This window comes from Novosphingobium acidiphilum DSM 19966, from assembly GCF_000429005.1.
In the GTDB taxonomy this organism is placed as follows: domain Bacteria; phylum Pseudomonadota; class Alphaproteobacteria; order Sphingomonadales; family Sphingomonadaceae; genus Novosphingobium; species Novosphingobium acidiphilum.
Map to the genome: position 1 here is coordinate 12,305 of NZ_AUBA01000005.1, position 13,498 is coordinate 25,802.

Annotated in this window: 12 protein-coding genes; 10 read left to right on the top strand and 2 right to left on the bottom strand. The window is 64.1% G+C overall.

From position 1 onward, the window contains the following. Positions 1–10: 10 nt before the first annotated feature. Positions 11–1,180 (bottom strand): bifunctional 2-C-methyl-D-erythritol 4-phosphate cytidylyltransferase/2-C-methyl-D-erythritol 2,4-cyclodiphosphate synthase, encoded by a 1,170-nt coding sequence (locus tag G404_RS0105520; RefSeq protein WP_036520570.1) that lies wholly within the window; start codon positions 1,178–1,180, stop codon positions 11–13. Between the two features lie 81 nt (positions 1,181–1,261). Between G404_RS0105520 and dusB the strand changes: the two genes are divergently transcribed. The 7 genes from dusB to hflX all read left to right on the top strand — a co-directional run bounded on the left by dusB (position 1,262) and on the right by hflX (position 10,809). Beyond that, positions 1,262–2,290: a tRNA dihydrouridine synthase DusB gene (gene dusB / locus G404_RS0105525; RefSeq protein ID WP_028640195.1), complete on the top strand. Its 1,029-nt coding sequence runs from the start codon at positions 1,262–1,264 to the stop codon at positions 2,288–2,290. Positions 2,291–2,332: 42 nt separating this feature from the next. Next, positions 2,333–3,439, top strand: a complete 1,107-nt coding sequence (locus G404_RS0105530) for a two-component system sensor histidine kinase NtrB (protein ID WP_028640196.1) — start codon at positions 2,333–2,335, stop codon at positions 3,437–3,439. After that, positions 3,436–4,866: a sigma 54-interacting transcriptional regulator gene (locus G404_RS0105535; RefSeq protein ID WP_028640197.1), complete on the top strand. Its 1,431-nt coding sequence runs from the start codon at positions 3,436–3,438 to the stop codon at positions 4,864–4,866. Before G404_RS0105530 ends, G404_RS0105535 begins: the two co-directional genes overlap by 4 nt. Positions 4,867–5,016: 150 nt before the next feature. Next, positions 5,017–7,230, top strand: a complete 2,214-nt coding sequence (locus G404_RS18230) for a HAMP domain-containing histidine kinase (protein WP_036520607.1) — start codon at positions 5,017–5,019, stop codon at positions 7,228–7,230. Between the two features lie 11 nt (positions 7,231–7,241). Continuing rightward, positions 7,242–8,633 carry a nitrogen assimilation response regulator NtrX gene (gene ntrX / locus G404_RS0105545; protein ID WP_028640198.1) on the top strand — a complete coding sequence of 464 codons (1,392 nt, stop codon included), beginning with the start codon at positions 7,242–7,244 and terminating at the stop codon, positions 8,631–8,633. A 187-nt stretch (positions 8,634–8,820) separates the two neighbouring features. Next, entirely contained in the window at positions 8,821–9,405 is a 585-nt protein-coding gene (gene hfq, locus G404_RS18235) for an RNA chaperone Hfq (RefSeq protein WP_028640199.1), read from the top strand. Positions 9,406–9,462: 57 nt separating this feature from the next. Next, positions 9,463–10,809 carry a GTPase HflX gene (gene hflX / locus G404_RS0105555; RefSeq protein WP_028640200.1) on the top strand — a complete coding sequence of 449 codons (1,347 nt, stop codon included), beginning with the start codon at positions 9,463–9,465 and terminating at the stop codon, positions 10,807–10,809. 1 nt (position 10,810) lies between these two features. On the opposite strand, the gene mazG is transcribed toward hflX, so the two are convergent. After that, positions 10,811–11,578, bottom strand: a complete 768-nt coding sequence (mazG, locus tag G404_RS0105560) for a nucleoside triphosphate pyrophosphohydrolase (protein ID WP_028640201.1) — start codon at positions 11,576–11,578, stop codon at positions 10,811–10,813. A gap of 216 nt (positions 11,579–11,794) precedes the next feature. On the opposite strand from mazG, the gene G404_RS0105565 reads away from it, so the two are divergent. From G404_RS0105565 to G404_RS0105575, 3 genes are read left to right on the top strand one after another with little or no spacing between them, the layout of a single operon-like run. Next, the gene (locus G404_RS0105565) at positions 11,795–11,977 is read left to right on the top strand and encodes a hypothetical protein (RefSeq protein ID WP_028640202.1); all 183 of its coding nucleotides are present in this window, start codon (positions 11,795–11,797) and stop codon (positions 11,975–11,977) included. 26 nt (positions 11,978–12,003) lie between these two features. Continuing rightward, positions 12,004–12,351, top strand: coding sequence for a hypothetical protein (locus tag G404_RS0105570; RefSeq protein ID WP_028640203.1), 348 nt, complete (start codon positions 12,004–12,006; stop codon positions 12,349–12,351). 3 nt (positions 12,352–12,354) lie between these two features. Further along, positions 12,355–13,497 (top strand): glutathionylspermidine synthase family protein, encoded by a 1,143-nt coding sequence (locus tag G404_RS0105575; RefSeq protein ID WP_028640204.1) that lies wholly within the window; start codon positions 12,355–12,357, stop codon positions 13,495–13,497. Position 13,498: the final 1 nt, after the last annotated feature.

Consider the following 13,498-nt stretch of genomic DNA (forward strand, 5'->3'; position numbering starts at 1 on the left):
CAGGCTCCTTTCAGGGGTTGTTCGGCTGGCCGATTACGGTGGCGATGGCCTGCGCCGCGATGCCTTCGCCGCGGCCGGTCAACCCCAGTCGTTCGGTGGTGGTGGCCTTGACGCTGACGCGATCGAGCGCGACGCCCATGATGTCGGCAAGCCTTGCCCGCATCGCGGCCTTGTGCGGGCCAATTTTCGGTGCTTCGCAAATGATCGTCACATCGACATTGGCAATGGCATGCCCCGATTGGCGGACCAGCGTCGCAGCATGGGCCAGGAACCGGTCAGACGATGCTCCTTTCCATTGCGGGTCGGTCGGCGGAAAATGATCACCGATGTCGCCTGCGGCAATTGCCCCCAGCAGCGCATCTACCAGTGCGTGGATCGCCACATCGGCGTCGCTGTGCCCTGCAAGCCCCTGCGGATGATCGATTTTCACCCCGCACAGCCACAAGTCTTCGCCATCTGTCAGACGATGCACGTCAAACCCCGACCCCGTCCGGCACATCATCGGTCTGTCCTCGAAATCGCTGGCAAAGGTCACCTTGCGCAAACGCTCGTCGCCCGAAACAAGCGCGATGGCAAGCCCTGCAGCCTCGGCCACGGTGGCATCGTCGCCTGCCTCATCGGCGTGCGGCCACGCGCGGTGCGCGGCCAGGATCGCGTCAAAGCGAAACGCCTGAGGGGTCTGGACGCGATACAGTCCGTCGCGTGGGACCGCCGCCTCGCGCAAACCGTCGCGCCCGCGCGCCACGCTGTCCACCACCGGCAGCACCGGGATCGCGCCGGGTGCATCGGCCAGCGCAGCCACCAGCCGTTCGATCACCGCTGGCGGCAGATCGGGCCGCGCGGCATCGTGGATCAACACGGGATCGGTCACCGCATGCATGGCCAGGTGGTCGAGCGCCGCCTTGACCGAAGCCTGTCGCGTGGCGCCCCCGGCCACCAGCACGATCGGGGCAAGTCCGGCCAGCGCGGTTTCGGCAATGGCGCGATAGTCTTCGGGTATGGCCACGATCAGCGGCGCTGCCCCTGCGGCCAGCAATCGTTCGACGCTGTGACGCAGCAGGGGTTTGCCGTGCCACGCCGCAAACTGCTTGGGCATCTGGCCCCCGGCGCGAAGGCCACGGCCTGCGGCAACCACGACAGCGCAAAACCGGCGCGCGAAAGGGGGAGGGGACTGGTCCATTGTCGATGCCCCTTACAAACTTGCCCTGGCGCCGACAATTGTCTAACGCGTGCCTGTTTTTTAGGCACGAGCACCCGATCCATGACCGAAGTCCCCGCACCGCCTGTTCTTGCCCCTATCCAGGTCGGCCCCGTGCGGATCGATTGCCCTGTGGTGCTGGCACCGATGACCGGTGTGTCGGACCGGCCGTTCCGCCGGATTGTGCGGCAATACGGGTCGGGGCTGAACGTGACCGAAATGATTGCCAGCCCGGCGGCCATCCGCGAAACGCGCCAGTCGATCCAGAAATGGGCGTGGGACCCGATCGAGGACCCGGTGTCGATGCAGCTTGTCGGGTGCGAACCGTCGCAGATGGCCGAGGCCGCGAAGCTGTCGGAAGATCGCGGTGCGGCGATCATCGACATCAACATGGGCTGCCCGGTGCGCAAGGTGGTCAACGGCGATGCCGGATCGGCACTGATGCGCGATGTGCCCCTGGCCGCCGCACTGATCGAGGCCACGGTCAAGGCGGTCAACGTGCCGGTGACCGTCAAGATGCGCATGGGCTGGTGCCATGACAGCCTGAACGCCCCGGAATTGGCCCGGATCGCGCAGGACCTGGGCGCGCGCATGATCACCGTGCACGGGCGCACGCGCAACCAGATGTACAAGGGTTCGGCCGACTGGAGCTTTGTGCGCCGGGTAAAAGATGCGGTGACCATCCCGGTCATCGTCAACGGCGACATCTGTTCGGTGGGTGACGTGGCCGAGGCCATTGCACAAAGCGGCGCCGATGGCGTGATGATCGGACGCGGCAGCTATGGTCGCCCGTGGTTGCTGGGTCAGGTCATGCACTGGCTGCGCACCGGCGAAGTCCTGGCCGATCCGACGATCGGCGAACAGTACGCCGTGATCGTGGCGCATTATCACGACATGCTTGACCTGTATGGTGAAGTGACCGGGGTCAACATGGCGCGCAAACACCTGGGCTGGTATACCAAGGGCCTGCACGGATCCGCCGAATTCCGCAACACGGTCAATTTCATCGACGACCATCGTGCGGTCCTGCACAGCCTGGCCGAATTCTACGCCCGGTTTGATCCGGCGGACGAACGCCGCGTGGCGGCCTGAGTGCCTGCTGCAGCCGTGACCGATCCGAACGCCCCATTCGGCATGGCGCATGACAGGCCCGACTTGCGCACGGTGATTGCCAGCCTGCCGCAGGCCCTGCTGATCTTGGCACCCGATCTGACGATCGCTTCGGTCAATCCTGCGGCGGAACACCTGGTGGGGCAGGGCGCCAGCCGCGTGCTTGGCCGATCGCTGCACCAGTTGCTGGCGTTCGAAGAACAGCTGATCATCGATCGCCTGGCAGATCGTGAAGCCCATCTGGTGGCACGCGGGTCGCTGGTGCGCATTCTGGATCAGCCGCCGCGTCAGATCGACGTGATGACCGCGCCTGTGCTGAATTTTCCCGGCTGGCAGATTGTCGTGCTGCAAGAACCCGTCGGGGTCGAGGCGCTGACCTTGGGTGCGCTTGATGAAGGCGATGGAGCGGGGGTGCGCGCACCCGAAATCCTGGCGCACGAGATCAAGAATCCGCTGGCCGGTATCCGGGGGGCGGCGCAATTGCTGCATCGCCGGCTCGATGCGGGCGACCGCGCGCTGACCGCGCTGATCACCAGCGAAGTGGACCGCATTGCCAAGCTGATCGACCAGATGCAGTCGCTCGGCCGCCGCAGCACCGAACCGGCCGTGCCGTGCAACCTGCACGAAGCCGCGCGCCACGCCCAGGCAATTCTGGCCGCGGCGCGGCCCGACAGCAGTGGCAGCGATCTGGTGATCGAAGAGGAATTTGATCCCAGCCTGCCGCCGATCAGCGCCAACCCCGATGCGCTGGTGCAAGTATTGCTGAATCTGATGGCCAATGCCCGCGATGCCTGCGCCGGGGTCGATCATCCGCGCATCATCGTGCGCACGCGCTTTGCCAGCGGCATCCAGGTGCATCATGGCTCTGGCGGCAAAGTGTTGCGTCTGCCGATCGAACTGCGCGTCAGCGACAATGGCCCCGGGATCGCCCCATCGGTGCGTGATCACATATTCGAACCGTTCGTGTCGAGCAAGAAGCACGGGCAGGGGCTGGGGCTCGCGCTCGTCCAGAAACTGGTGCGCGATATGAACGGCCGCGTCACGCACGACCGCGACGAGGGCAAGGGCATCACGCATTTTCGCCTGCATCTGCCGGTGGCAGGATCGGTGCCGACGGGGGTGCACGCATGATGCCGACAATCCTGCTGATTGAAGATGACGCCTCGATCGCCACCGTGATCACCGCGGCGCTTGCCGCCGAAGGCTATGGCGTGGCGCACAGCGACAGCATCGCCGGGCGCGACCGGCTGCTGGCCGATGGCCAATATGCGCTGATGCTGACCGATGTCATGCTGACAGATGGCGACGGTATCGAGACCCTGCCCGATGTGCGCGCGCGGTATCCGGATTTGCCGGTGATCATCCTGTCGGCCCAGAACACGCTCGACACCGCGGTCCGCGCCAGCGACACCGGCGCGTTCGAATATTTTCCCAAGCCGTTCGATCTTGACGAACTGGTCGCGGCGGTGCGGCAGGGCATCGGCCAGTCGGGCGCGGCGGCACGCGACGAGGACACCGATGCCGAGACGCAAGGCCTGCCGCTGGTCGGGCGCAGCGCGGCGATGCAGGCGGTCTATCGCATGATCACGCGCGTGTTGCGCAACGATCTGACGGTGCTGATCCTGGGCGAGTCCGGCACCGGCAAGGAACTGGTGGCCGAAGCAATCCACCAGCTGGGCAACCGTCGCGCAGGCCCGTTTGTCGCGGTCAACACCGCGGCCATTCCTCACGATCTGATCGAAAGCGAACTGTTCGGGCATGAAAAGGGTGCCTTTACCGGCGCGATTGCCCGCCAGATCGGCAAATTCGAACAGGCACGCGGCGGCACGCTGTTTCTCGACGAAATCGGCGACATGCCGGTCGAGGCGCAGACACGTCTGTTGCGCGCGTTGCAATCGGGGCGCGTGCGCCGAGTGGGCGGCAGCGATGATGTGGTGCTTGATTGCCGGATCATCGCCGCCACCAATCGCGACCTGGTGCCGTTGATCGCGGCGGGCCAGTTTCGGGAAGATCTGTATTACCGGCTGGCGGTGGTGCCGATCGCGCTGCCGCCCTTGCGCGACAGGCGCGACGACATCGAACCGCTGGCGCGCCATTTCCTGGCCATGGCCGCCGCCGAGGGTTTGCCGCGCCGCCAGTTGACTGCGGCCGGCGCAGCCTTGCTGGCGCGTCAGGCATGGCGCGGCAATGTGCGCGAACTGCGCAATCTGATCTACCGCCTGGCGCTGATGGCCCGCGACGACACCATCGATGCGGCGACGATCGAACCGATGCTGGGCAGCGATACCGCGGCACCGCAGCGGCCGGTGGATGACGAAGGGCCACAGGATCTTGCCGGTGCGCTGGACCGGTGGCTGACCGACCATGCGCCCGGACCCGGCCAGGTCTACAACGCGGCTCTGGCCGCTTTCGAACGGCCGCTGTTCCTGCATGTGCTGGGCCGCACCGCGGGCAACCAGCTGCGCGCAGCCCAAATTCTGGGGATCAATCGCAACACCTTGCGCAAACGGCTGTCGGACCTGGGAATTCATCCCGACGATCATGCAGTTCGCGGCTAAGCACGTTCGCTTCATCGCGCAAAACGGCACCGCCCTGTAAAATCTCTTGCTTTTGGGCAACAGGGGTGTTGTTTGGCGGCAACTATGGTTGGTACGCTCGCAGGTAAATTGCCCAGTCGGGCTCGGCGCTTGCCGCGCTGGTGGCGGCGGCTGCTGGTGGTTCTGCGCCGGGCCAACGTTTTCCTGTTGATCGAAACGATTGCGGCGATCGCGCTGGTGATGATGGTCACGCTCAGCGCCTATGACCTTGATCCGCAATCAACGCCGGGCAATATCCTGCTTCCGGCCAAACTGACGTCGACCCTGCTGATCGGCACGTTGGTTCCCGCGCTGACCCTGATCGTGCTGTTCGGGCGGCGTATCGCGCTCAAACGCGCCGCGCGCGATATGCTGGGCAGCAGCGGGCGGTTGCATGTGCGGCTGGTCTGGCTGTTTTCGCTGATTGCGGCGGTGCCCACGCTGCTGGTCGCGATCTTTGCCTCGCTGCTGTTCCAGCAAGGTGTGGAATTCTGGTTTTCCGACAATTCGCGCGGCATGCTGGAAAACGCCAACAGCCTGGCCAAAGGCTATTACGAAGACAAACTGCGCGACGTGGGCAAGGAAAGCCTGGCGATGGCGGGCGATATCCGCAGCTATCTGGCGCAGGCCCCGATCACCAGCCAGGAATTTGCCGAAGGCTATTCGTGGCAGGTGATCAGCCGCAAGCTCGATGAATCCGCGATTGTCGAACGGGGCGAAGATGGCGCCTTGCGGACCGCGGCGATCGTCGATCCCAACCGCAACGACGATCGCCAAAGGGTTACCGCTGCCGAAGTGCAACGCATCGCGCGCGGCGAACAGGTAGTGGTCAACGCCTCGGCCGAAAAGATCGAGGCGGTCACCACGATCGACCGGGCACGCGGCATCTATCTGTATGTGGCGCGCAATTCGGACCAACTGGCGCTGATCCAGTCGAAACGCGCCAGTTCGGTGCTGTCGGCCTATGACATGCTAACCCGTCGGGCGCGCGCGTTGCAGGTGCAGTTCAACCTGGCTCTGTTGGGCATTTCGCTGGCACTGGTCATGCTGGCGGTGTGGGCCGCCTTGCGAATTGCCGACCGGCAGGTGGCGCCGCTGATCGAGCTGGTATCTGCCGCGCGCAAAGTGGGCAGCGGCAATTTTGCGATGCGCGTGGCATCGGGCAAAGGCACCGACGAGGTCGGCATGCTGGCGCGCGCGTTCAATCGCATGACCGCGCAGCTTGAAACCCAGACACAGGCGCTGGTGCGGGTCAACGCGCAGCTTGATGTGCGGCGCGCGTTTATCGAGGCGGTGATCGAATCGATTACCGCCGGGATCATCTCGATCGACCGCGATGGCAAGATCCGCCTGATCAACAGTTCTGCCCAGAAACTGCTGGGCGATGACCGCGGCGGCAACGCGACCGGCACGGCGCTGGTCGCATTTGCCCCCCAATTTGACACCCTGTTGGCCAGCGGCGAACCCAGCGGCATCGTGCATCACGCCAAAGGCGGCGATCTGCTGACGCTGGCGGTCAAGGTTACCCAGGACGCCAACGGCCATGTGGTGACGTTCGAGGATATCACCCGCCAGCTGGTCGATCAGCGCCGCGCGGCATGGTCCGATGTGGCGCGGCGCATCGCGCACGAGATCAAAAACCCGCTGACCCCGATCCAGCTGGCCACCGAACGGCTGAAGCGACGTTATTTGCGCCAGATCACCACCGATCCCGAATTGTTCGAGGAATTGACCGCCACGATCATTCGCCAGGTGGGCGATCTGCGCAAGATGGTCGACGAATTCTCGTCGTTTGCGCGGCTGCCCAAACCGGTGTTCCGCCACGAAGATGCGGGCGAACTGGTGCGTCAGGCGATTTTCCTGCAGGAAATTGCGCATACCGCCATTGCGTTCAGCTATACCGGCCCAAGCAACGAACCGTTCGAGGCCGATCGCCACCAGTTTGGCCAGGCGATGACCAATGTGCTGAAAAATGCGGTCGAAGCGATCGAAGCGCGTGCCCGGGTGGAAGATATCGACTACAAGGGGCGCATCACGGTGAACCTTGATGCCGACGCGGCCGCGATCACCATCAGCGTCATCGACAACGGTATCGGCCTGCCGGCAGAGCGTGACCGCATTCTCGAACCCTATGTCACCACCCGCGAAAAGGGCACTGGCCTTGGCCTGGCGATCGTCAACAAGATCGTCGAGGAACACGGCGGCGAAATGGCCTTTGCCCCGGCGGGCGAAGGCGGCACGCGCATGACGATGCGTTTTGCCCGCGCCCCGCAGGCAACCCCCGGCGACACCACCGACCTGACACGAACCCAGGCGTTTGCATCCACCCCCGAAGCGATGCGTTAAAGGATTTTTGAATGGCGCTTGATATCCTGATCGTCGACGATGAACGCGACATCCGCGAACTGGTTGCGGGCGTGTTGAGCGACGAAGGCTATTCCTGCCGGGTCGCGGGCGACAGCACCGCGGCGCTGGCCGCGATCGATGAACGCCGCCCCAGTCTGGTGCTGCTCGATGTCTGGCTGCACGGCAGCCCGATGGACGGGCTCGAAGTGCTGGACGAGATCAAGAAGCGCGAACCTGCGCTGCCGGTGCTGATCTTTTCGGGTCACGGCAATATCGATACGGCGGTGTCGGCGATCAGCCGCGGCGCCATGGATTTCATCGAAAAGCCGTTTGAGGCCGAACGCCTGCTGTTGCTTGTGGAACGTGCCACCGAAACCGACCGGCTGCGTCGCGAAAACGCCCGGCTGCGCCGCGATTTCGGGATGTCGGACGAATTCACCGGCAATTCCTCGGCCGTCAACGCGGTGCGCGCCACGCTGAAGCGTGTGGCCCATACCGGCAGCCGTGTGCTGATCACCGGGCCCGCGGGATCGGGCAAGGAGGTCGCCGCGCGGCTGTTGCACAGCTGGAGCGCGCGCACCGACAATCCGTTCGTCACGGTCAATTCGGCACGGATCACGCCCGAACGGTTCGAACAGGAATTGTTCGGTGAAGAGGCCGATGGCAAACTGGTGCGGGCAGGGCTGCTCGAAATGGCCGATGGCGGCACGCTGTTTCTGGATGAAGTGGCCGACATGCCCGCCTCGAGCCAGGCGCGTATTTTGCGCGTGCTGACCGAGCAGGCGTTTGTCCGGGTGGGTGGGCACCGCCAGATCCGGGTCGATGTGCGCGTGGTATCGTCCAGTTCACGCCCGCTGGAAAAGGAAATTGCCGAACGCCGGTTTCGCGAAGACTTGTTCTACCGGCTGAATGTCGTGCCGGTGACGATCCCGCCGCTGGCCGAACGGCGCGATGACATCCCGTCGCTGATCGATCATTTCTTTGCCCGCTTTGCCAGCGAACAGGGCCTGCCGGCGCCGGGTGTGGCCTCGGAAGCGATGGCCGCGCTGCAAAGCTATGACTGGCCTGGCAATGTGCGTCAGTTGCGCAATGTCGTGGAACGCACGATGATTCTGGCGCCGCGCGGCCGGCTGGCACGGATCGAGGCGGACATGCTGCCGACCGAAATCCTCAGTACGCCGCTGGTGGGCGACAGCAACACCGCATCGCTGATGGGAGCCCCCCTGCGCGAGGCGCGCGAGAATTTCGAACGCGAATATTTGCGCGTCCAGATTCGCCGGTTTTCGGGGAACATTTCCAAGACGGCGAGCTTCATCGGCATGGAACGCTCTGCGTTGCATCGCAAACTCAAGCTGCTGGGCATGGCCGAGCGGCGCGAGGACGAAGAGGACGACGCAGGCTGAGGCGTTGCAAAGGGTGGAATGCTGAACCAGTTCGCGGTTTACGCGCGCCGGGTCTCGACGTTATAGGATGATGAATAGCGGTGTCAGAGACGGAATCGGATGAAATCCAGGTGCCGTCGCTGCGCCAGATCGCGAAGGTCCCGTGCAGGCGGGGTCCAGCCAAGACAAACAACAGGAGTCAGCCAAGATGACCGGACGCACGCTTACCGCACGGCCCCGCACCAAGGCCGAAGATGAACAGGACGCTGCCGCCGCTGCCGCCGCTGCAACACCTGCGGTGGTTGCCACGGGCCTGAAGGGCCAGAACCTTCAGGACGTGTTCCTAAATCACCTGCGCAAGAACAAGATCCCTGTGACCATGTTCCTGGTAAAAGGCGTGAAGCTGCAGGGCATCGTCACCTGGTTCGACAATTTTTCGATCCTGCTACGCCGCGATGGCCAGTCGCAGCTGGTCTACAAGCATGCGATCAGCACGATCATGCCGGGTCAGCAGCTTTCGGTTGCGCATTTCCAGGCCGGACCCGACGAGGGCAATCGCAAGCGGCTGTTGCAGGACGTGTTCCTGTCGAGCGTGCGCGATGCCGGCGTGCAGGTGACCATGTTCCTGGTCAATGGGGTCATGCTGCAGGGCAAAGTTGCTGCCTATGACCTGTTCTGCATGCTGCTTGAACGCGAAGGCTATGTGCAACTGGCCTACAAGCATGCGGTTTCGACGATTCAGCCGGCAGGGCATGTTGACCTGTCGGGCGACTGGGACGGCGAAAACGCCTGATCGTCTGGCCCCTGATCCGTTTGCCAACCCCCAGTCCGGTGCGCTAGGCGCAGCGGCATGAGTGGATTTGAATTCGGACGCAACCCCGAGGATATCAAGGGGGATGTCACGCGCGGCGCGCCCACGCTGATCGTGCTTCCCGACTTGCGCCAAAGGGGCAGCCAGGGCCTTGATGCAGAGGCCCGGCTGGAAGAGGCGCAGGGACTGGCGCTGGCTATCGGGCTGGACGTCGTCGACAGCTTTGCCCTGCCGATCCGCGCGGTGCGTCCGGCCACGCTGTTTGGCGAAGGCCAGGTCGACAAGATTGGCGTGGCCTGCGAACAATCGGGCGCCGAACTGGTGGTGGTCGATGGCGCTTTGTCGGCGATCCAGCAACGCAATCTGGAAAGCAAGCTGAGCCGGAAGGTGATCGACCGCACCGGTTTGATCCTTGAAATCTTTGGCGAACGCGCCGCAACCGCCGAAGGGCGATTGCAGGTGGAACTGGCGCATCTGGATTACCAGGCCGGGCGTCTGGTGCGATCGTGGACCCACCTTGAACGCCAGCGCGGCGGCTTTGGCTTTCTCGGTGGCCCCGGCGAAACCCAGATCGAGGCCGACCGTCGCCTGATCCGCGACCGTATGGCGCGCATCCGCCGCGAACTCGAACAAGTGCGGCGGACCCGCAGCCTGCATCGTGAACGGCGCCAGCGCGCGCCCTGGCCGGTGATTGCGCTGGTCGGTTATACCAATGCTGGCAAATCGACGCTGTTCAACCGGTTGACCGGGGCAGACGTGATGGCCGAAGATTTGCTGTTTGCCACGCTTGACCCGACAATGCGCGCGATCCGCCTGCCGGCGGTGGACAAGGCCATCCTGTCCGACACGGTCGGGTTCATTTCCGATTTGCCAACGCAGCTGGTGGCTGCGTTTCGCGCCACGCTGGAAGAAGTGACCGCGGCCGATATCATCGTCCACGTGCGCGATGTGGCCAACCCTGCCAGCGCCGAACAGAAACGCGAAGTCGAAGCGATCCTGGCCGATCTTGGCGTCAATGCCGAAGATGGCCCGCAGGTGCCGATCATCGAGGCCTGGAACAAGATCGACCTGCTGCCCCCCGACGAACGTGCCCTGCGCGATGATCTGATCGGGCAGGGCGTGCCCGACGTGCCCGCAGTGCCGATTTCCGCCGTGAACGGCGAAGGTGTCGATGTGCTGGTGGAACGGCTGGGTATCGTGCTGACCGGCGAAGCGCGGACGCTCGATCTGACCGTGCCGATGGCCGACGGGCAGAAACTGGCCTGGCTGCATGCCCATGGCGAAGTCCTGTCCGAACGTGTTTCAGAAGATGCCGCGGGACTGCCCGCATCGCGCTTGCGCGTGCGTCTGACCCCGCGCGAACTGGGCCGCTTTTACAGCCTGTAGCTTATTCGCTGCGCTTGACCGCCTGCCACAGTGCTTCTTGCGCATCGAGGTCGTGTCCGGCCAGTGTGCCGCCTGCCAGTGCCTCCATCGCGCGGAACCGCCGTTCGAATTTGGCATTGGCACGGGCCAGCGCCTCTTCGGGGGCGATGCCGTGCGCACGCACGAGATTGACCGCAGCGAACAGCATGTCGCCCGCCTCTTCCAGGCGGTGTTCGGGGGTCTCGGCCGCGGCCAGCTCGGCGGTTTCCTCCACCAGTTTGGCCGCAGGCCCGGCGGGATCGGGCCAGTCGAACCCGACCCGCGCGGCGCGTTTCTGCAGTTTTTCCGCACGCATCAATGCGGGCAGGGCCAGTGCCACGCCGTCCATGGCGCTTTGTGCGCCTTTGGCTGCGCGCTCGGCCGCCTTGGCATTTTCCCAGCGTTCCTCGCGCGATTGGCCGACATTGTCCGCGCCACCGAAGATATGCGGATGCCGCGCCTCCATCTTGTCGGAAATGGCATCGGCGACATCGGCAAAGGCAAAATGTCCCGCCTCTTGCGCCATGCGGCTGTGAAACACCACTTGCAGCAGCAGATCGCCCAGTTCTTCGCGCAACGCATCCATATCGTCGCGCGCAATCGCGTCGGCCACTTCATAGGCCTCTTCAATGGTATAAGGCGCGATCGTGGCAAAGTTCTGCGCCAGATCCCATTCGCAGCCGTGGTCGGGATCGCGCAGGGCCGCCATGATTGTCAACAGCCGTGCAAGCGGATCGGTGGTGGTGGTCATGCCGGGCCCTGTGCAATTGGTGTGTGGCGATCGCTGGCAAGGTCGACGCGATTTGGCAAGCCCGAGGGCAAAGCGATTGCGTTGCCGCTTCGCCAGATTGGTCGCATTACCGGGCATGAACGCTCATTTTGGCGGCATTTCCGGTCGAATTGCGCGTGGCATTGGGTGCATGATCGTAGGAAATCCATCCTGCCAGGCACCAGGGACGCCCCGGCCATGAACCACGCACCTGCCCAATGCAGCCAGGGACCGGTCGAACAGGTGCTGGGCCTGCTCGAACAGGCGCTGACCATCCTTGACAAACACGGCCTGCCGCTTGCTGCGGCCAAAGTAGACGAGGCACGCTGGGCCGTGCACCGCGCCAGCGGCAACGTGGCTTGTCTTTCGCGTCGGCGATAGGTTAATCTCGGTGCAAGGGGGTGCCGATGCGCAGGAAACCGGAAAGACGTTCGCTGGTCATGCTGGCAGGAGTGGCGGCAACCATGGCAGGGTGTTCATCGCATGACGATGGTCAGTGGCGTGTGTGTGCCGATGCGCAGGGACGGCGCTTGCCCGATATCGCCTGCCAGCAGAGCGGCAGCTATGGGCACGGCGGCGGAGGCGGCTGGGTGTTCATCAACCGCACGTATTCGGCGCCACCCGTGGGCCAGGTCGTAACCGGCGGCACACGCAGCGCGGCTGGCCAGGCCTATTCGGCCCCGGCCGAAGGCATTGCGCGCGGCGGTTTTGGCAGCACGGGCGAGGGCGGCGCGGGACACGGCGCCGGGGAATAGGTCATGCGCCGACAGACGATCGTACCGCGCCACGACTGGCAGGCCAAAGTCGAAGCGTTGGGGCTGATCTGGCACAGCACCGCTGGCATGCCCTATTGGGGCGAAGATGCCTGCTATACGCTGACGAGCGCCGAGATCGATGCGATTGCGGCCGCCAGCGAAGACCTTCACCAGATGTTTGTGGCCGCGGGCGACCATGTCGTGCGGCACAATCTGTTTGCGCGTTTCGGCATTCCCGACTGGTGCATACCGCTGATCGTCGATGCCTGGGAAAACGAGCCGCCCGCGCTCAACTATGGGCGGTTCGATCTGGCCTTTGATCGCAACGGTGTGCCGCGGCTGTTTGAATACAATTGCGACACGCCAACCTCGCTGGTCGAAGCGGCGGTGGTGCAATGGCACTGGAAGGAAGAGGTGTTTGCCGGGTCAGATCAGTACAACCGCATTCACGAGGCGCTGATCGAACGATGGCAGGCCATTGCACCCGGTCTGGCATCACGGCTGGTGCATTTCGCGCATGTGCCCGACACCGCGGGCGAAGACACGCTGACCACCGCCTATATGATGGACCTGGCGCGCGAGGCGGGCCTGGATGTTGCGCCGTTGGTAATGCGCGACATCGGCTGGAAAGCGGGTCCGCAGGGCGGATTTTTCGATATGGCGGCACGGCCCATTGCCACCATGTGCAAACTGTACCCCTGGGAATGGCTGGTGGCTGAAGAATTCGGCCGCAATATCGCCGCCGATCCAAGCGGCACCTGCTGGATCGAGCCGATCTGGAAAATGCTGTGGAGCAACAAGGCGATCTTGCCGATTTTGTGGCAATTATACCCCGATCATCCCAATCTGCTGGGCGCCAATTTCGACGCGCCGCCGCAGGGGCTTGACCACGTGATCAAACCGATGCTCGGGCGCGAAGGCGGCAATGTGACGATCATCAAGGACGGGCAGGTGCTCACCACCAGCGATGGGCGCTATACCGGGCCGGTAATCTATCAGGAATTTTGCGACGCACCCGATTACGACGGGCGGTTCCCGGTGCTGGGCAGCTGGATGGTCGATGGCACCTGCGTCGGGCTTGGCATCCGTGAGGGCGGCCGCATCACCACCAACCGAGACCTGTTTGTGCCGCATGTGATGGATTGAC